General features: G+C 71.1%; 16 protein-coding genes. 8 read left to right on the top strand and 8 right to left on the bottom strand.

The features are described 5' to 3' along the window. Position 1: 1 nt before the first annotated feature. The 5 genes from F8271_RS12640 to F8271_RS12620 all read right to left on the bottom strand — a co-directional run bounded on the left by F8271_RS12640 (position 2) and on the right by F8271_RS12620 (position 5,161). Positions 2-1,264 (bottom strand): sugar ABC transporter permease, encoded by a 1,263-nt coding sequence (locus tag F8271_RS12640; protein ID WP_151489884.1) that lies wholly within the window; start codon positions 1,262-1,264, stop codon positions 2-4. Continuing rightward, positions 1,261-2,085: an ATP-binding cassette domain-containing protein gene (locus tag F8271_RS12635; RefSeq protein ID WP_151489883.1), complete on the bottom strand. Its 825-nt coding sequence runs from the start codon at positions 2,083-2,085 to the stop codon at positions 1,261-1,263. The genes F8271_RS12640 and F8271_RS12635 overlap by 4 nt, the downstream gene beginning before the upstream one ends. A 115-nt stretch (positions 2,086-2,200) precedes the next feature. Next, positions 2,201-3,295: a sugar ABC transporter substrate-binding protein gene (locus tag F8271_RS12630; RefSeq protein WP_151489882.1), complete on the bottom strand. Its 1,095-nt coding sequence runs from the start codon at positions 3,293-3,295 to the stop codon at positions 2,201-2,203. Between the two features lie 179 nt (positions 3,296-3,474). After that, entirely contained in the window at positions 3,475-3,954 is a 480-nt protein-coding gene (gene ybaK, locus F8271_RS12625) for a Cys-tRNA(Pro) deacylase (RefSeq protein WP_151489881.1), read from the bottom strand. Between the two features lie 10 nt (positions 3,955-3,964). After that, positions 3,965-5,161, bottom strand: a complete 1,197-nt coding sequence (locus tag F8271_RS12620; protein WP_151489880.1) for a methyltransferase domain-containing protein — start codon at positions 5,159-5,161, stop codon at positions 3,965-3,967. Between the two features lie 259 nt (positions 5,162-5,420). On the opposite strand from F8271_RS12620, the gene groES reads away from it, so the two are divergent. The 3 genes from groES (at position 5,421) to F8271_RS12605 (ending at position 9,250) form a co-directional block, all read left to right on the top strand. Beyond that, positions 5,421-5,735, top strand: coding sequence for a co-chaperone GroES (gene groES, locus F8271_RS12615; RefSeq protein WP_030330046.1), 315 nt, complete (start codon positions 5,421-5,423; stop codon positions 5,733-5,735). Positions 5,736-5,805: 70 nt separating this feature from the next. Beyond that, entirely contained in the window at positions 5,806-7,446 is a 1,641-nt protein-coding gene (groL, locus tag F8271_RS12610) for a chaperonin GroEL (RefSeq protein WP_151489879.1), read from the top strand. A 124-nt stretch (positions 7,447-7,570) separates the two neighbouring features. After that, positions 7,571-9,250, top strand: a complete 1,680-nt coding sequence (locus tag F8271_RS12605; RefSeq protein WP_151489878.1) for a molybdopterin-dependent oxidoreductase — start codon at positions 7,571-7,573, stop codon at positions 9,248-9,250. Positions 9,251-9,318: 68 nt separating this feature from the next. Here F8271_RS12605 and F8271_RS12600 read toward each other — a convergent pair whose 3' ends face one another. Further along, entirely contained in the window at positions 9,319-9,702 is a 384-nt protein-coding gene (locus F8271_RS12600; protein WP_139583648.1) for a WhiB family transcriptional regulator, read from the bottom strand. Positions 9,703-9,954: 252 nt separating this feature from the next. Here F8271_RS12600 and F8271_RS12595 point away from each other — a divergent pair, with 252 nt between their 5' ends. Further along, complete coding sequence (locus F8271_RS12595; protein ID WP_151489877.1) at positions 9,955-10,773, top strand: response regulator transcription factor; 819 nt, start codon at positions 9,955-9,957, stop codon at positions 10,771-10,773. A 195-nt stretch (positions 10,774-10,968) separates the two neighbouring features. Here F8271_RS12595 and F8271_RS12590 read toward each other — a convergent pair whose 3' ends face one another. Then, a complete protein-coding gene (locus F8271_RS12590; RefSeq protein ID WP_151489876.1) occupies positions 10,969-11,388 on the bottom strand; it encodes a DUF5319 domain-containing protein in 420 nt (139 codons plus the stop codon). A gap of 185 nt (positions 11,389-11,573) precedes the next feature. Between F8271_RS12590 and guaB the strand changes: the two genes are divergently transcribed. Together guaB and F8271_RS12580 are read left to right on the top strand one after the other, a co-directional pair. Then, the gene (gene guaB / locus F8271_RS12585; protein ID WP_151489875.1) at positions 11,574-13,136 is read left to right on the top strand and encodes an IMP dehydrogenase; all 1,563 of its coding nucleotides are present in this window, start codon (positions 11,574-11,576) and stop codon (positions 13,134-13,136) included. A 31-nt stretch (positions 13,137-13,167) separates the two neighbouring features. Next, on the top strand, positions 13,168-14,286 hold the full coding sequence (locus tag F8271_RS12580; protein ID WP_151489874.1) for a GuaB3 family IMP dehydrogenase-related protein: 1,119 nt from the start codon (positions 13,168-13,170) through the stop codon (positions 14,284-14,286). A 57-nt stretch (positions 14,287-14,343) separates the two neighbouring features. On the opposite strand, the gene F8271_RS12575 is transcribed toward F8271_RS12580, so the two are convergent. Beyond that, the gene (locus F8271_RS12575; protein WP_151489873.1) at positions 14,344-15,462 is read right to left on the bottom strand and encodes a sugar phosphate isomerase/epimerase; all 1,119 of its coding nucleotides are present in this window, start codon (positions 15,460-15,462) and stop codon (positions 14,344-14,346) included. 287 nt (positions 15,463-15,749) lie between these two features. Here F8271_RS12575 and F8271_RS12570 point away from each other — a divergent pair, with 287 nt between their 5' ends. After that, the gene (locus F8271_RS12570; protein WP_151489872.1) at positions 15,750-17,174 is read left to right on the top strand and encodes a M1 family metallopeptidase; all 1,425 of its coding nucleotides are present in this window, start codon (positions 15,750-15,752) and stop codon (positions 17,172-17,174) included. Positions 17,175-17,280: 106 nt separating this feature from the next. Further along, positions 17,281-18,707: M1 family metallopeptidase (locus tag F8271_RS12565; RefSeq protein WP_151489871.1), on the top strand; the 1,427-nt coding region annotated here is incomplete at its 3' end.

Genomic DNA, 18,707 nt, shown 5'->3' with positions numbered 1-18,707 from the left:
GTCAGCGGGTGCCGGTGGCTGCCGCGCGGCGGCGGGAGAGCGCGTCGACGGTGGCGGCGAGCATGAGCACGACGCCGGTCACCACGTACTTGACTCCCGCGCTGTACCCCATCAGGCCCATTCCGTTTTCGATGACCGCGACCACCGCGCCGCCGAGGACGGCGTCGAGGACACGGCCCTTGCCACCGAAGAGGCTGGTGCCTCCGATCACCGCCGCGCCGACCGCGTAGAGCAGTACGTTACTGCCCCCGGTGTTCGGGTCGACCGAGTTGGCCCGGCTGGCCGCCACGATGCCACCGATCGCGGCCATGGACGAGCAGATCACGAAGACCGAGATCCGGATCCGGTCGATCCCGATGCCGGCCCGGCGTGCCGCTTCCCGGTTGCCGCCCACGGCGTAGATGTGCCGGCCGTAGCTGGTGCGTTGGAGCACGAAGGTCCAGATGACCAGCAGCACCGCGATGATCGGCACGACGATCGGCACACCCTTGAGCGAGACGACCAGTACGTTGCGGCTGCGCTCCAGGTTGAGGACGTACACCGCCGCTCCGAGGATGACGGCGAGCCCGCCGATCCGCAGCGCCACCACCGCGATCGGGTCGGTGATCAGACCGCGGGCCACCCGGTTGCGGTGGCGCAGCAGCTGCACCGTCCCGTAGCCGACGACCGCGAGGGCGGCCAGCGCCCAGCCGAGGGTGGGGGTGAGGTTGCGGTTGGCGATGGCGACGAGCACCTCGTCGCGGACGGAGATGTTGGTGCCGTCCTTGACGAGCATCAGCACGATGCCCTGGAAGGCGAGGAAGCCGGCGAGGGTGACCACGAAGGACGGAACGCCGATCTTCGCGACGAGCAGGCCGAGGGTGGTGCCGATGACCAGACCGGTGCCGACCGCGGCGAGCACGGCGACCCACCAGGGGTAGCCGAGTACGGTGACCACATTGGCCAGTACCGCCGCGCAGACCCCGCTGGCGAAGCCGGCAGAGAGGTCGATCTCGCCGAGCAGCAGCACGAAGACCAGGCCCATCGCGATCAGCGTGACCGCGGCACCCTGGGTGAAGAGGTTGGCGAAGTTACCGGCCGACAGGAACGACGACGGCCGCATGACCGCGAAGACCGTGCAGAGCACGATCAGGCCGAGGACGGCGGGGAGCGCGCCGACGTCGCCGCCGCGTACCCGGCTCAGGTAGGTGCGGACGTGGCTCCCGACGGTCGGCGCCGGTGTGACGGCCGCGGGGCCGTCCTTCCGCACGGCGGTGGTGGTCATCGGTGGCCTCCTGAGGTCGAGTCGGCCGGCTGCGGGCCGTTGCCGTTGCCGCCCGTACCCGGGTCGGTGGCGAGGCCGAGCCCGCCCGAGCGCCCGGCGGTGATCAGCTCGACCACCTGGGCGTGGGTGATGTCGGTGGTCTTCACCTGGGCGACCATCTGGCCGAGGTACAGCGCGGCGATGCGGTCGGAGACGGCGAAGACGTCGTTCATGTTGTGCGAGATGAGCACCACGGCGAGGCCGTTGTCGGCGAGGCGGCGGACCAGTTCGAGCACCTGGGCGGTCTGTGCCACGCCGAGCGCGGCGGTCGGCTCGTCAAGGATGACCAGCTTGCTGTTCCACAGCACGGCCTTGGCGATGGCCACGGTCTGACGCTGACCGCCGGAGAGGCTGGACACGTGTTGACGCAGTGAGGTGACGGTGCGGATGGAGAGCCCGGCCAGCGTCTCGGCGGCGAGTTGCTCCATGGTCGGCTCGTCGAGGACGATGCCGCTGCGCTTCTCCCGGCCGAGGAACATGTTCTGCACGATGTCCAGGTTGTCGCAGAGCGCGAGGTCCTGGTAGACGACCTCGATGCCGAGGGCGGCGGCGTCGCGGGGGCTGTTGATGTGGACCTGCTCACCGTTGAACAGGACCTCGCCGGCGTCGGTGGGGTAGATGCCGCTGATGCACTTGACCAGGGTCGACTTGCCGGCGCCGTTGTCGCCGACCAGCGCGGTCACTTCGCCCGGGTGGACGGTGAATGCGACGTCGCGGAGCACCTGGACGGGACCGAAGCTCTTGTCGATCCCGCGAAGTTCCAGCAGGGGGGTCGCGGACACGGGGGGTCTCCTTCGCAAGGGAGGTCGGGGCCCGTCCGGCGGGCGCCGCCCGGCACGGGAGTGGTGCTCCCGTGCCGGGCGGCGATGGTCGTCCCGGCGGGTACTGCGGCGTCGGTCAGCTGATGCCGGCTTCGGCGCAGAGCTTGGCGTACGTCCCGGTGCAGACCTGCTCCTTGGTCACGTAGCCGTCGGCGATGACGTCCTTGACGGTGTCCTTGTAGATGGCCTTCGGGGTGAGCAGCACCGAGGGGACGTCGCGGCCACCCTCCGGGTCCTTCACCGTCTGGCCGGTCTCCTTCTTCTCGCCCTTGGCGAGCGCGATGGCCAGGTCGGAAGCGGCCTTGGCCTCTTCCCGGACCGCCTTGTAGACGGTCATGCACTGGTCACCGACGAGGATGTTCTGCAGGCCCTCGACGCTGGCGTCCTGCCCGGTCACCGGCACCTTGCCGTTGAGCTTGTTCTTCTTGAGGATCGAGATGGCCGCGTTGCCGAGACCGTCGTTGGCCGACAGCACACCGTCGATCTTGCCGTTGGCCTTGGTGAGCTGCTGCTCGAAGATCGTGGCGGCCTGGGCGTTGTCCCACGCCGGAACCGCGTCCTCGGGGCCCTTGACGTATTCCTTGGAGTCGAACTTCGGCTTGAGCACCGAGTCGTAGCCGGCCTTGAACAGGGTGGCGTTGTTGTCGGTGGGGGAGCCGTTGAGGTACGCCACGACCGGGTTCTTGACACCCTTCTCGGTCAGGCACTTCGTCAGCCCCTCGCCCTGCAGCTTGCCGACGGTCTCGTTGTCGAAGCTGACGTAGTACTGGGCGGAGCCGCCGAGGGTGAGCCGGTCGTAGTCGATGGTGGCGACACCCTGCGACTTGGCCTTGTCGAGCACGGCCTTGCCGGTGCCGGAGTCCAGGTTGACGATCATCAGGGCGGTGACGCCGCCGGTGATCATCTGGTCGGCGATGGTCTGGAAGGCGGTCTTGTCGTTCTGGGCGTTCTGAATGTCGTACTGGACGCCGGCGGCCTTGAACGCCTCTTCCAGGAATCGACGGTCCGCGGTCTCCCAGCGGACGGAGGACTTGCTGTCCGGGAGGATCACGCCGATCTTGGGGGTCTTGGCCGAACCGGACGGGTCGTTGCTGGAGTCGTCGCCGCAGGCGGTCAAGGCGCCGGCCGTGAGCAGGCCCACGGCGGCGATGGTGAGGATCCCCTTACGCATGTGCAGGGTCCTTTCGGGGGTGGGGGAGGTGTTGTTTTGTTGTGTCCGGCAACGTATTTCGCGTCACACCAGCTCCACAAGACTGCGCAGGTGCCAAGTTTGTTGGGGGCGATAACAATTCAGCAACGCGACTGTTACTCCCCGGTCATCCCACCGGGGAGTCGACGTAACGACAGGTGTTAGCGCGTGTGCAACGGCGCGGTGCGCGCCTCGGTCAGCGCCACCAGATCCGCAGCGGCCAATTCGAGTTGCAGACCGCGTCGGCCTGCGGAGACGTAGATCGTCGGCAGGTCCAGTGCGGAGTCGTCGAGCACAGTGGGCAGTCGCCGGCGCTGCCCGAGCGGGCTGATCCCACCCCGCACGTAGCCGGTGGCCCGCTCGGCGACCACCCGGTCGGCCAGCGCGGCCCGCTTGCCGCCGACCGCCGCCGCGAGCGCCTTGAGGTCCAGTTCACCGCTGACCGGTACGACCGCCACGGTGAGTGCGCCGTCCACGTCGGTCACCAGCGTCTTGAACACCCGCTCCAGTGCCACGCCGAGCGCCGTCGCCACCAGCGCGCCGTAGTTCGGGGCGTCCGGCGCCACCCGGTACGGGTGGGTGCGATGCGCGATGCCACGCTTGACCAGTAGTGCCGTCGCCGGAGTGCCCTGTCCCGCCACGCCGACGACGCTAGTCGACCGGCCGGCCGATCAGTACGGTCGGCGCCCCGGCGACCCGGGTGAGCACCAGACTCGCCGCCTGGTCGCCGGTCAACCGCAGGTCCCGCCGGAGCTGCTCCGGGGTGAGTGCCGAGCCCCGCTTGAGGATCTCCACCCGACCCACCCGGCGGTCCCGCAGCAGCGTCCGCAGGCGCTTGAGCGAGAACGGCAGCACGTCGGTGATCTCCAGGCAGCGGGCGTACGGGGTGCGGGTCGGGTGCTCGGCGTAGAGGTAGGCGATGCTCGGGTCGCCCAGCGTGGCGTGCAGCTCGTCGGCCAGTTCGGCGACGAGGTGCGCGCGGACCACCGCCGGGTCGGGGTCGTAGAGGTAGCGGCCCACCGTCCCGACCGGCGCCTCGGTGGCACCTGAGCCGGTGAGCTGGTGGCGGCGGGTCTCGCCGCTCTCCTGGCGGTACAGGGTGGCGCGGCGGGGCACCTCCGCCAGCTCCCCGCACCAGAGCGCGGCCTCGACCAGGTCGCCGTCCACGCCGACCCACTCGGCCTCCGCGCCGGGCGGGATGAGCGAGTGGTCCAGGCCCGGCGCCACCTTCACCACGGTGCGCGGCACCCGCTCGGCCAACCCGGTCACGAAGTCCCAGGGTGGCGAGTAGGCGCGCGGGTCGAAGATCCGCCGCCCGGTGCCGGTCGTCCGGCGGGCCGGATCGCAGAAGACCCCGTCGACCCGGGTGACGTCGAACGCTGTGGCGTCGCCGCACTCGACCGTGAACAGGTCGGCCAGCCCCGCCGCGGCCGCGTTGGCGGCGGCCATCGCGGCGGTCACCGGGTCGGCCTCCACCCCGTACACCCGGATGCCGGCACGGGCCGCGGCCAGCGCGTCGGCGCCCAGGCCGCAGCCGAGGTCGGCGAGGGTGTGGACGCCGGCCGCTCGCAGCCGTTCGGCGCGGCGGTCCGCGACCACCCGGCGGGTGGCCTGCTCCAGTCCGGCCCGGGTGAGGAACATCCCGGCGGCACCCGGGCCGAACTTGCCGATCGCCCGGTGGCGCAGCTCGGCCTGGGTGAGCGCCGCCGCGGCCAGTGGCGGCGGCACCCCGGCCGCGCGCAGGGCCGACGCCGCGGTCAGCGGATCACCGCCGGCCAGCTCGGCCGCCGCCGCGAGCGCGGCCGACCCCTCGGGGGTACGCAGCGTCGCCAGCTGGTCGAGATCCACTCCGCCATTGTCCCGGGCGACCCGGAAATCCTGGCTGGCGGGGCGCGACGCGCTGGCACTCTCCTTGACGGAGTGCTAGCCACGGAATAACCTGCGATTAGCACTCTCACCCTGAGGGTGCCAGCTTCCGGGTCTCGCGACCCGGGTGCGCACGCCAGGCGGACCGGCACCCGCGACGACGGTCCCGCCCGGTGGCATGAGGCAGATTGACGCTGGTCAGCCCCGCTGGCCAGCAACGAAACCAGTACCCCAGGAGGGTATGCCCGTGACTACCGCGACCAAGGTTGCGATCAAGCCGCTCGAGGACCGCATCGTGGTCCAGGCGAACGAGGCTGAGACCACCACGGCGTCGGGCATCGTGATCCCCGACACCGCCAAGGAGAAGCCGCAGGAGGGCACCGTCCTCGCTGTGGGCCCGGGGCGCGTCGACGACAACGGCAACCGGGTTCCGGTTGACGTTCAGGTCGGCGACACCGTCCTCTACTCGAAGTACGGCGGCACCGAGGTCAAGTACGCCGGCGAGGAGTACCTGGTGCTCTCCGCCCGCGACGTCCTCGCGGTCATCGAGAAGTAAGCAACCGATCAGTGCCATTGCCCCGGTCCGGCTCGCCGGGCCGGGGCAATGACGCTTCGAAGGGACATTCATGGCGAAGATCCTGAGCTTCTCGGACGACGCCCGGCACCTGCTGGAGCACGGTGTCAACGCCCTCGCGGACGCGGTCAAGGTCACCCTCGGCCCGCGCGGGCGCAACGTCGTCCTGGACAAGAAATTCGGTGCGCCGACGATCACCAACGATGGTGTGACCATCGCCAAGGAGATCGAGCTCACCAACCCCTACGAGAACCTCGGCGCGCAGCTGGTCAAGGAGGTGGCGACCAAGACCAACGACGTCGCCGGCGACGGGACCACCACCGCGACCGTGCTGGCCCAGGCGATGGTCCGTGAGGGCCTGCGCAACGTGACCGCCGGAACCAACCCGGCCGGCCTCAAGCGGGGCATCGACGCGGCGGCCGCCAAGGTCTCCGAGGCGCTGCTCGGCCGGGCCGTCGAGGTCGCCGGCAAGGAGTCGATCGCGAACGTGGCGACGATCTCCGCGCAGGACGCCACCATCGGCGAGCTGATCGCCGAGGCGATGGAGCGGGTCGGCCGCGACGGTGTCATCACCGTCGAGGAGGGCTCGATGCTCACCACCGAGCTGGACGTGACCGAGGGTCTCCAGTTCGACAAGGGCTTCATCTCGCCGAACTTCGTCACCGACCTGGAGGGTCAGGAGTCCGTCCTCGAGGACGCGTACATCCTGGTCACCACCCAGAAGATCTCGGCGATCGAGGAACTGCTGCCGCTGCTGGAGAAGGTCCTGCAGAACAGCAAGCCCCTGCTGATCATCGCCGAGGACGTGGACGGTCAGGCGCTCTCCACCCTGGTGGTCAACTCGCTGCGCAAGACCCTCAAGGTCTGCGCCGTGAAGGCCCCGGGCTTCGGCGACCGGCGCAAGGCCATGCTGCAGGACATCGCGATCTCCACGGGCGCCGAGCTGGTCGCCCCGGAGCTGGGTTACAAGCTCGACCAGGTCGGCCTGGAGGTGCTCGGCACCGCCCGGCGCGTCGTGGTCGACAAGGAGAACACCACGATCGTCGACGGTGGCGGCCAGAAGACCGACGTCGCCGACCGGGTGGCCCAGATCCGCAAGGAGATCGAGGCCTCCGACTCCGACTGGGACCGGGAGAAGCTGGCCGAGCGGCTGGCGAAGCTCTCCGGCGGCATCGCCGTGATCAAGGTGGGTGCGGCGACCGAGGTCGAGATGAAGGAGCGCAAGCACCGCATCGAGGACGCCATCGCGGCGACCAAGGCCGCGGTCGAGGAGGGCACCGTGCCCGGCGGCGGCGCCGCCCTGGTGCAGATCCTCCCGGTGCTCGACGACGACCTGGGCTTCACCGGTGACGAGAAGGTCGGCGTCTCGGTCGTGCGCAAGGCGCTCGTCGAGCCGCTGCGCTGGATCGCGCAGAACGCCGGTCACGACGGCTACGTCGTCACCCAGAAGGTCGCCGACCTGAAGTGGGGCAACGGCCTCGACGCCGCCAAGGGCGAGTACGTCGACCTGGCCAAGGCCGGCATCATCGACCCGGTGAAGGTGACCCGCAACGCGGTCACCAACGCCGCCTCGATCGCCGGTCTGCTGCTCACCACGGAGAGCCTCGTGGTGGAGAAGCCGGAGCAGGCCGAGCCGGCCGCCGCCGGTGGGCACGGCCACGGCCACGGCCACCAGCACGGCCCGGGCTTCTGACCCGGTAGCGACACCCCCCGGGGCACACCGTCGTACGGCGGTGTGCCCCGGTCCGTCTTCGCCGGTCATTACCAAGCGCTGACGTCGTTGGCGACCCGGCGCGGTGATCGCGCACACTGGGCCGATGAGCACCACGTCACGGCGGTACGCCGCGCTGGCCGGAGTGACCGCTGCCGCCGTCGCGATCGGGATCGCCGAACCGGTGGCGGTGCTGACCGGCCCCCGGTCGGCGCCGCTGGTCGCGGTCGGCGGGGTGGTCGTCGACGCCGTCCCCGAGTCGGTCAAGCAGTTCGCCATCGACGTCTTCGGCACCGCCGACAAGATCGCCCTGCTGGTCGGTACGGCCGTGCTGCTCGGCGGCTTCGCCGCCCTGTTCGGAGTGCTGGCGGTGCGCCGGTTGGCCCTCGGTCTGGCCGGCATCGCGGCGTTCGGCGTCATCGGCGTGGCCGCCGCGCTGACCCGCCCCGGCGCGGACGTCCTCGACGCGCTGCCATCACTCGTCGGCGGCGGCCTCGGTGCCCTGGTGCTCTGGCTGTTCATCGCCGGCCCGTTCGAGCTGGACCCCTGGCCCTGGACCTCACCCGCGCCCCGGGTGGCCCCGGTGTCCCCGGCGGGTCCGGTGTCGCCGGCTGGCCCCTCGGGCCGTGACGGATTGCCGGTGCCGGTGACCCCTGCCGCGCCGGTGCCGGTTACTCCCGCCGCGCCGGTAGCGGTGAGCGCGGCCGACGGGGTCGACCCGGAGTCGCGTCGGCGGTTCCTCAGCGGTGCCGGGGCGCTGCTCGGCACCGCCGCCGTGGCCGGCCTGGGCGGGCGGTGGCTGGCTGGGCGGCGCGGGGTGTCGGCCGCCCGGGACGCGATCAGCCTGCCCGCGCCGGTCGCACCGGCACCCGCCGTGCCCGCCGGCGCGGACCTGTCGGTGACCCAGCTCGCGCCGTACGTCACCCCGAACTTCGGGTTCTACCGGATCGACACCGCCCTGGTGGTGCCCCAGGTGGACCCCGACACCTGGCGGCTGCGGATCCACGGCCGGGTCCGTACCGAGCGCACCTACAGCTACGCCGACCTGCTGGCCCGGCCGCTGGTCGAGCGGTACGTCACGCTGGCCTGCGTCTCCAACGAGGTCGGGGGCGACCTGATCGGCAACGCGCGCTGGCTCGGCGTACCCCTGCGGGAACTGCTCGACGAGGTCGAGCCGGAGGACGGCGCCGACCAGGTCGTCGGCCGGTCGGTCGACGGCTGGACCTGTGGCACCCCCACCGCCGCGCTGCGCGACGGGCGGGACGCCCTGCTGGCGATCGGCATGAACGGGGAGCCGCTGCCGGTGGAGCACGGCTTCCCGGTCCGGATGGTGGTGCCCGGCCTCTACGGTTACGTGTCGGCCTGCAAGTGGGTGACCGAGCTGGAGCTGACCCGGTTCGCCGACTTCGACGCGTACTGGGTGCCGCGGGGCTGGTCCGCCCAGGGACCGATCAAGACCCAGTCGCGAATCGACGCGCCGCGCGCCCGCAACCGACTGACCGCCGGCCCGGTCACCGTGGCCGGGGTGGCCTGGGCGCAGCACCGGGGCATCCGCCGGGTCGAGGTACGCGTCGACGGCGGCGCCTGGCAGGAGGCGGAGCTGGCCCCGACGGTGTCGGTGGACACCTGGGTGCAGTGGTCGTGGCGCTGGGACGCGACGCCGGGCGAGCACCGGCTCCAGGTCCGGGCCACCGACGCGACGGGTGAGACGCAGACCGAGCGTACGCAGGGCGTCGCCCCGGACGGCGCCACCGGCTGGCACACCGTCACGGTCAACGTCCGCTGACCCCGCCCGCATGACGCGGAAACCGCGCCCCGGTGGGGGCGCGGTTCGCGGTGCTGGGAAGAGTCGGGTCAGGCGACGTTGCGTTGGGCGGGGACGGTCGACTTGTGCGGGCGGCCCAGTCGGGCCTCCAGTCGGGCCACGTCCACCCGGGCGTGCCGGCGGTCCGCCAGGTCCTCCCAGCCGACGGCGAGCAGCCGCAGCCGCTCCGACTCGCTGAAGCCACCCCACACGCCGTACGGCTCGCGGACCGACAGCGCGTGCGCGGCGCACTCGGCGCGAACGGGGCAGGCCCGGCACACCGCCTTGGCGGAGGACTCCCGACGCAGTCGGGAGGAGCCCCGCTCACCGTCGGGGTGGAAGAACTGGGCGCTGTCCCGCCCTCGACAGGCACCGAGCCGCTGCCAGTCCCACAGATCGACGATGGGTCCGGGCAGTCTACGTACGTTCGACATCAGCACCCCTCCTCCCGCGCGGCACCGCGAGATCCTTGTGGCCGGCTTCCGGGCGGCGGGCCGCGCAGGCGCACCGTTCCCGGCCTGGCCCTCCCGGTACCCGGGCCGTCGCCGACTCACACGTGTGTGATCGAAAACGGCCTCCAAGTTGCGGCTTTTGCCCCATCTGTCGGAAAAGTTCGAAGGATTGCCGGGAACCTCCTCCCCAGCCGACCCCGTCATGGTCTGCTCGTTGGCGGAGAGGAGACCACAGTGCGTACCGTTCTCGTGTGCGTTCGGACACCACTCGCCGCCCAGCACCTGACTTCTGCTGCCGCGCGACTGGGTTTGTCCGCGATCGTTCGTACCGCCGTCTCCGATCCCGAGGTGATGTTGCGGCTCGCTGAGCGACCGGCCGACGTGGTGCTGGCCGACACGGCCCTGACGCGGCCGGACAGCGCCGGCTTCGTCCGCCGGGTGCTGGCCCGCGCGCCGCAGGCCGCGGTGGTGCTGCTCGGTGCCGAGGAGTCCGAGGCCGCGGCGGCGAGCATCAGCGCCGGCGCCCGCGGTCTGATCCAGAACGCCGACCACGACCTGACCAGCGCGGTCGCGAAGGCCCTGCTGCTGCTCACCGCTCCCGGCCGGGCGACCCGGCAACGGATCACCGATCCGGCCCGGGACACCGCGACGGTCGGCGGCGCGGGCCGCTCCGGGCCGTCCCTGCGCGGCTCCGCCGAGCCCGGCCGGTCCGCCACGGCGACCGGCGAGGGGCCGGCAGGCGTGCCGTCGGTGCCGGTACAGCGAGGTGACGATGAGGCCGAGTCCGCGAACGGCGATTCGCCCGACCAGACCGACCAGGCCCGCAGCGCCCAGAGCACCCGGCCCGCCCGGGCGTCGATCGGGCTCACCGAGCGGGAGCTTCAGGTGCTGCTGGGCATGGCCGAGGGCAAGAGCAACGCGGAGATCGGCCGGGAGCTGTTCGTCTCGGAGGACACCGTCAAGACCCACGCCCGCCGGCTGTTCCGCAAGCTCGGTGCCCGGGACCGGGCACACGCGGTGGCCGCCGGCTTCCGCGCCGGCCTGGTCGCCTGACCCGCACCCCGGTCCCGCACGCGCCGCACGCGCCGCACGCGTCGCACGCGCCGCACGCGCCGCGCCGCGCCGCGCCGCAAGATCGTGCTCGAACCAGGATGTAGTGGCTTCCCCGGACCGGGAGGCCACTACATCGTTGTTGCAGCACGATCTTGCGGCGGCCGGGCTTGCTTGCCGGGGGTGGGACCGCGGGGGTCAGTCCGTGGCGGTGGTGGTGCCCGACTCGTCCTCGGTGCCCTCGGTCAGGGTGTCGTGCACCCCGTCGGCGTATCCGCGGGCGTAGTCCCACGTTACGTAGTGGTCCGGGTCCGGGTCGTAGGCGGGCTCGTGCACCCGGGGCCGACCGGAGTTGAGCAGGTGATGCAGGTTGCCCCGGAGCAGATCCCAGTCGAAGTAGTGTGGCTCCCGGCAGTCCTCGCATTCGATCACCAGCCCGCGGACACCGATCGGCGCCAGCAGGGCCTGGTAGATCTCCAGGTCGGCGAGGTCCTCCAGCACGTCCTGCCGCTCGACGTCGGTCAGTGGATCCGGCGTCGCGTCGTCGCCCGGATCGTCCAGCCCCGCAGTCGGGTCGGCCGGGTCGCCGTTGAACGGGTCGATGGGCTCGTCGTGCACCCCCTCACCGTAGACCCAACGCGGCGGGGACGTCCGCCCCCCGGCTGCGCGACGAGCCGGCCCGCCACGAGGGAGTCGCCCAGCTCACTGGGTACGATGGGACGACGTGCCGGCACCGTGGCGCGTTCCGGTGCCTGCCCGCGCCACCTCGCTGAAGCCCATTCGAGCAGCTCAGGGGAGCAATCGTGGAAAATTCGCCCAGCACCGATCTTCCGGCCGGCGCCGAGCACGCCGACCTGGGCGGCCACCTGCCCGAGCTGCCGGCCGGCTCCGCGCGGGTGGTTCCGCTCGGTCTCACCTTCGACGACGTGCTGCTTCAGCCGGGCGAGTCGGACGTGGTGCCCAGCAGGGTCAACACCCGGACGAAGCTCACCCGCAACGTCGAGCTGTCCATCCCCCTGCTGTCCAGCGCCATGGACACCGTCACCGAGGCGCGGATGGCGATCGCCATGGCCCGCCAGGGCGGCATCGGCGTGCTGCACCGCAACCTTTCGCTGGAGGACCAGGCCCTTCAGGTCGACCTGGTGAAGCGCTCCGAGTCCGGCATGATCACCAACCCGGTGACGGCCAGCCCCAACGACACGCTGCGCGAGGTCGACGAGCTGTGCGGCCGCTACCGCATCTCCGGCGTGCCGGTCGTGGACTCCGACGGTCAGCTGGTCGGCATCGTCACCAACCGGGACATGCGCTTCGTCTCCGAACCGGACACGCCGGTCCGCGAGATCATGACCCACACGCCGCTGGTCACCGCCAAGGTCGGGGTGAGCAAGGACGACGCGCTGGCCCTGCTGCGCCAGCACAAGGTCGAGAAGTTGCCGATCGTGGACGATTCCGGCCGGCTGCGCGGGTTGATCACCGTGAAGGACTTCACCAAGAGCGAGCAGTACCCGGACGCCAGCAAGGACGACGCCGGCCGGCTGCGGGTCGCGGCCGCCATCGGTGTGGGCGAGGACGCGTACAAGCGGGCCCGTGCCCTGGTCGACGCGGGCGTGGACGTGCTGATCGTGGACACCGCGCACGGCCACCAGCGGGCCGTGCTGGACATGGTCCGCCGGCTCAAGGCCGATGTCAGCATCGACATCGTGGGCGGCAACGTGGCCACGTACGCCGGTGCGAAGGCGCTGGTCGACGCCGGCGCCGACGGGATCAAGGTGGGCGTGGGTCCGGGCGCGATCTGCACCACCCGGATCGTCGCCGGGGTCGGCGTGCCGCAGATCACCGCGATCATGGAGGCGGCCCGGGCCGCCCGTCCGGCCGGTGTGCCGGTGATCGGTGACGGCGGGATCCAGTACTCCGGCGACATCGCCAAGGCGCTGGTCGCCGGCGCCGACACGGTGATGCTCGGCAGCCTGCTGGCCGGCTGCGAGGAGAGCCCCGGCGAGCTGATCTTCGTCAACGGCAAGCAGTACAAGGCGTACCGCGGCATGGGGTCGCTCGGCGCGATGCAGTCCCGGGGCCAGGCCAAGTCGTACAGCAAGGACCGCTACTTCCAGCAGGACGTGCTCAGCGACGACAAGCTGGTCCCCGAGGGCGTCGAGGGCCAGGTGCCCTACCGGGGGCCGCTGTCCCGGGTGGCCCACCAGCTCGTCGGTGGGCTGCGTCTGGCCATGGGGTACGCGGGCGCGGAGAACATCCCCGACCTGCACCACCGGGGCCAGCTCATCCGGATCACCGCGGCCGGGCTGAAGGAGAGCCACCCGCACGACATCCAGATGACCGTCGAGGCGCCCAACTACCACACCCGCTGACCCCTCCACCCCCAACCACCTGGAGTCCCCCATGCGTGACGTGGTCGAGATCGGGCTGGGCAAGACCGCGCAGCGCGGCTACCACCTGGACGACATCGCCATCGTGCCGAGCCGGCGAACCCGGGACGTCGACGACGTCTCGACCGCCTGGCAGCTCGACGCGTACCCGTTCGGCATCCCGTGCGTCGGGCATCCCTCCGACGCCACCATGAGCCCGTCCTCGGCGGTGCGGCTCGGTCAGCTCGGCGGCCTCGGCGTGCTCAACGTCGAGGGGTTGTGGACCCGCTACGAGAACCCGACCAAGGTGCTGGACGAGCTTGCCGGCCTCGACGAGGACGCCCGCGCCACCAAGCGGCTCCAGGAGGTGTACGCGGAGCCGATCCGTCCGGACCTGATCGCCGAGCGGGTGCGTGAGCTGCGCGCCGGTGGCGGCACGGTGGCGGTGCGGGTCTCCCCGCAGCACACCCTCGCGCTGGCCCCGGTGATCCTGGACGCCGGGGTGGACATCCTGGTCATCCAGGGCACCATCGTGTCGGCGGAGCACGTGTCGACCACCGATGAGCCGCTGAACCTCAAGGAGTTCATCGCCGACCTCGACCTGCCGGTGATCGTGGGTGGCTGCACCGACTACAAGACGGCGCTGCACCTGATGCGTACCGGCGCGGCCGGCGTGATCGTGGGCATCGGTGGTGACGAGTGGTCGACCACCGAGTCGGTGCTGGGCATCCGGGTGCCGATGGCCACCGCGATCGCCGACGCGGCGGCGGCCCGCCGTGACTACCTCGACGAGACCGGCGGCCGGTACGTGCACCTGATCGCCGACGGCGACATCCAGACCTCCGGTGACATCGCCAAGGCGCTCGGCTGCGGCGCGGACGCGGTGATGCTGGGCGAGCCGTTGTCGCTCTGCGACGAGGCGCCCGCCGGCGGTGCCTGGTGGCACTCGGCGGCCAGCCACCCGTCGCTGCCCCGGGGCACGTTCGAGGTGGCGGGTGAGCCGCTCGGGTCGATGGAGGAGCTGCTCTTCGGCCCGGCCGACGAGGCCGACGGTCAGCTCAACCTGTTCGGTGGGCTGCGCCGTGCGATGGCCAAGTGCGGCTACCGCGATCTCAAGGAGTTCCAGAAGGTCGGTCTGGTCCTCGACCGCTGACCGTCACCCGCTCGGCGAAAGGCCGGCTCCGCGACGCTGCGGGGCCGGCCTTTTCCGTTACTTCTTGAGGTAGATGGTCAGGTCGGACATGTTGCGGTAGCTGAGCGCCGCGAAGTCGAGCGACTGGGCCCGGTTGGTGGTGCCGCCCGGGGCGGTGTCCATCTCCCAGTTGGCGTGGTGGAAGTCCCGCTCGCCGATGGTCTGGAAGAACTGCTGGAAGTTGATGTCGCCCTCGCCGAGCGGGGTCATCTGGTGGCCGTTGGGCACGCTGGTGTCCCGGTCGCCGTCCTTCGCGTGGAACAGCGGGAACCGGGTGGTCCGGTCGGCCACGTTGAGGATCGGGTCGAACAGGTCGGTCTGCTCGCGGCCGGCCGGGTCGACGTACTTCTGGTGCTTGTAGCGGGCGACGTAACCCCAGTAGATGTCGAACTCGAAGAAGACGTACCGGGGGTCGGTCCTGCCGAAGAAGTACTCCAGCCGCCGGATGCCGGAGGAGCGGGTGGGGCGGCCCTGCTCGTCGAGCGGCCCGGAGTCGAGCAGGAAGCTGTACGCGACGTCGTGGTTGTGCGTGTAGAGCCGCAGGCCCCGGGCTCGGGCCTGCCGGCCCAACTCGTTCCAGGTGTCGGCGGCGGCGTCCCAGTCGGCCTTGTACGCGCTGTTGGTCGGGTCGCTGCCGGTGCCGATGTTCTTCATGCCGAGTTCCTCGGCGATGTCCATCTGCTGCTGGAAGGTGGCCGCCTGGATCGAGGCGTGGGTGCCGTTGGCGACGAGACCGTTGTCGTCGAGGATCTTGCGGATCTCGCGCGGGGTGATCTGCCGGCCCAGGATCTCGGTGCTCTGGGTGTATCCGGCGAACTCGATCTCCTTGTAGCCGATCTCGGCGAGCCGGGCGAGAACGCGCTCGAAGCCGTACGGCACGCCACTGTCGTCGGGCGCGGCGGTGATCCGGTCCCGGACGCTGTAGAGGATGATGCCCCGGTTCTTCGACGGGATCAGCGGTTCGACCCGCAGCCTGCTCCTGCCCTTGTCCTTGGGGTTCGCGAGTGCGGGGGCGCCGGTGGCGAGCACCGGCAGACCGGCCGCGCCGAGCGCGGCGGCGCCGGCGGAGGCGGCGAGCAGGGACCGGCGGCTGAGCCGGCCGGCAGAGGAGGCGTCGGTTGCGGTCTGGTCTGGCATCGTTCCACCTTTCGCGACGGCGGTGGCCGTCGATGACGATCAGCAGAGGGTGCGACGAGAGTCCGGTCGCGGGGCGCCGCCGAGCGCCCAGGTCCGCGTCTGAATGTTCCGAACGCGTTACAGCTTGGAGACAGACACTAACGGCGGTCGAAGCCGAAAGAAAGTATCGATCGAGGTTAACTTTTGTTTGTATCGACGAAAGTGACTGATGATCGTCGATCCGGGCCGTGGGTCCGTCGGCGCTGACTACGCTCGTCCTGATCGGGATCGTCGCAGGAGGAGGGTGCATGATCCGGACCGGACAGACACCGACCGGCAGCCGGCTGGCCGCCACCGCCACCGCGTTGACCTGTGTGATCGCGCTCATCACGGCCGGCTGCACGGGTGCGGACACCGACGGATTCCGGCCCGGTGCCACCGACGCCGGTGATCCGTACGTGCCGGGGCGCGGTAACGGCGGCTACGACGTCACGCACTACGGCCTCGACGTCCGCTACGACCCGGCGACCGACCGGCTCACCGGCCGCGCCGTCGTCACGGCCACGGCCACCCAGGACCTGTCCCAGTTCAACCTGGACCTGCACGGTCTGGACGTCGACTCGGTCAGCATCTCCGACGCGCGGGTCGACCATCGACGCGACGACGACGAACTGGTCGTGACCCCCCGCGACGGGTTGCCCCGTGGCCGGCAGTTCACGGTGACGGTCGAGTACGCGGGCGTACCCGCCGCCGTCACCGACGGCGAACTGGGCAGCGGCGGCTTCCTGCACACCGCCGACGGCGCGGTCGCGCTCGGCCAACCCGACTCCGCGGCGACCTGGTTCCCGGTCAACGACCATCCGTCGGACAAGGCCAGCTACGACATCGCGGTGACCGTTCCGGACGGGCTGTCGGCGCTGAGCAACGGGGTGCCCGGCCCGAAGAGCAGCGCCGACGGCTGGACCACCTGGCGCTGGTCGGAGCGTGCCCCGATGGCCAGCTACCTGAGCACCCTGGTGATCGGAAACTACCGGGTGACCAGTGGCACGCACGGCGGCCGGCCGATGGTCACCGCCGTGGCCGCGAGCCTGCCGGCCAACGGGGGCGCGGCCAGCTCGGTGGCCCGCACCGGGGAGATCGTCGACTTCCTGGCCAGCCGCTTCGGCCCGTACCCCTTCGACTCGTACGGCGGGATCGTCGTCGCCGACGACCGGATCGGCTACGCCCTGGAGACCCAGTCCCGGCCCGTCTACGGGCCCGGCTTCTTCACCGGCGACCGGCCCGATCCGGGAGTCGTCGCCCACGAGTTGGCCCACCAGTGGTTCGGCGACAGTGTGTCGCTGAGCAGGTGGGGCGACATCTGGCTGAACGAGGGCTTCGCCAGCTACGCCGAGTGGCTGTGGGAGGAGCACGACGGCGGCCGGACCGCGCAGCGCAACTTCGAACTCCAGTACGTGGCGACCGACTGGACCCAGCCGTCGGTCGAGCCGGGCCGGGAGCGCATGTTCGGTACCGCCGTCTACAAGCGCGGCGCGCTCACCGTGCACGCGCTGCGCCGCACCGTCGGCGACGACACGTTCTTCCGCATCCTGCGGACCTGGACCACCGAGCGGGCGACCGGCAACGCGACCACCTCGGATTTCGTCGCGCTCGCCGAGCGGGTGTCCGGCCGGCAGCTACGACCGCTCTTCGACGCCTGGTTGGTGGGCGGCTCGGCGCCAACCCTGCCGTGACGGGGCCGTGATCGCCGGTCGATAGGCTGCCGCCTGCGATCGGCGGGAGACCCCCGTCGCGCGGGGCGGCCCGGCCGTCACCGCAACCGTACGGGGAGGGTTCGTGATGAGGGTGACGCGGCGCGGGCTGCGGGTGGGTGCCGGTCTGCTGGTGACCGGGGCGCTCGCACTGTCCGGTTGCGACTCGGCCGCCCCGGAGGCCGCACCCTCGCCGAGCACGTCGCCCACGCCGGCGCGGACGTTCACCGCCGGCGCCGCCGGGGTCGGTGACGACTACTTCCCGAGCTACGGCAACGGTGGCTACGACGTCGGGCGGTACACCATCAAGGTGCGCTACGACCCGGCGAAGGACCAGCTGACCGGCACGGCCACGGTGCAGGCCACCGCGACGGCCGACCTGTCGACGTTCAACCTCGACCTCGCCGGCCTGACCGTCGAGCGGGTCACCGTGGACGGCGCCCCGGCCACCCACACCCGGGTGAAGAACGAGCTGGTGATCAAGCCGGCGGCCGGCCTGATCAACGGCAACGGGTTCGTCGCCGAGATCGCCTACGCGGGCGTGCCGAAGCCGCTGAAGAACGAGGTGCTCGGCGACGGTGGCTTCGTGCACACCTCCGACGGTGCGATCGCGTTGGGTCAGCCCGAGTCGGCGAGCACCTGGTTCCCGGTCAACGACCACCCGTCCGACAAGGCGTCCTACGACTTCGAGATCACCGTCCCGGACGGCCTCACCGCGGTCAGCAACGGTGTGCCCGGCGGCAAGACCAGCAAGGGCGGCTGGACCACCTGGAAGTGGTCGGAGAAGTCGCCGATGGCCAGCTACCTGAGCACGCTGGTGATCGGCAAGTTCCGGGTCACCACCGGCGAGCACAGGGGCCGGCCGGTCTACAGCGCCGTCACCACCAAACTCGCCAAGGGCCCCGCGGACACGGCGATGGCGCAGACCGTCACGGTCGCCGACTACCTGGAGAGCGTGTTCGGGCCGTACCCGTTCGACGCGTACGGCGGCGTGGTCGTCTCCGACAGCCGCATCGGGTACGCGCTGGAGACGCAGAGCCGCCCGGTCTACTCCGGCGGCTTCTTCCGGCAGGGCGCGAACACCGGTGTGGTCGCCCACGAGCTGGCCCACCAGTGGTTCGGTGACAGCGTGGCGTTGGCCAGGTGGGAGGACATCTGGCTCAACGAGGGCTTCGCGACGTACGCGGAGTGGCTCTGGGCCGAGCACACCAAGGAGTCCACCGCCAAGGCGGAGTTCGACAAGCGGTACGACGCGGTGCCGAGCGTGGTGTGGAGGACGCCGCCGGGCAAGCCGGGGGTGAAGGACCTGTTCAGCCAGTCGGTCTACCAGCGTGGCGGGATGACCCTGCACGCGCTGCGGGTGGCCGTCGGCGACAAGGCGTTCTTCGAGATCGTCAAGACCTGGGCGGCGGACAAGCGCAACGGCACCGCCACCACCGCCGAGTTCGTGGCCCTCGCCGAACGCGTCTCCGGCAAACAACTGGACGGCCTCGTCGACGCCTGGCTCTACGGCAC

This window comes from Micromonospora sp. ALFpr18c (assembly GCF_008868155.1).
Classification (GTDB): Bacteria; Actinomycetota; Actinomycetes; order Mycobacteriales; family Micromonosporaceae; genus Micromonospora.
This window is presented reverse-complemented; position numbering and strand designations above follow the sequence as displayed.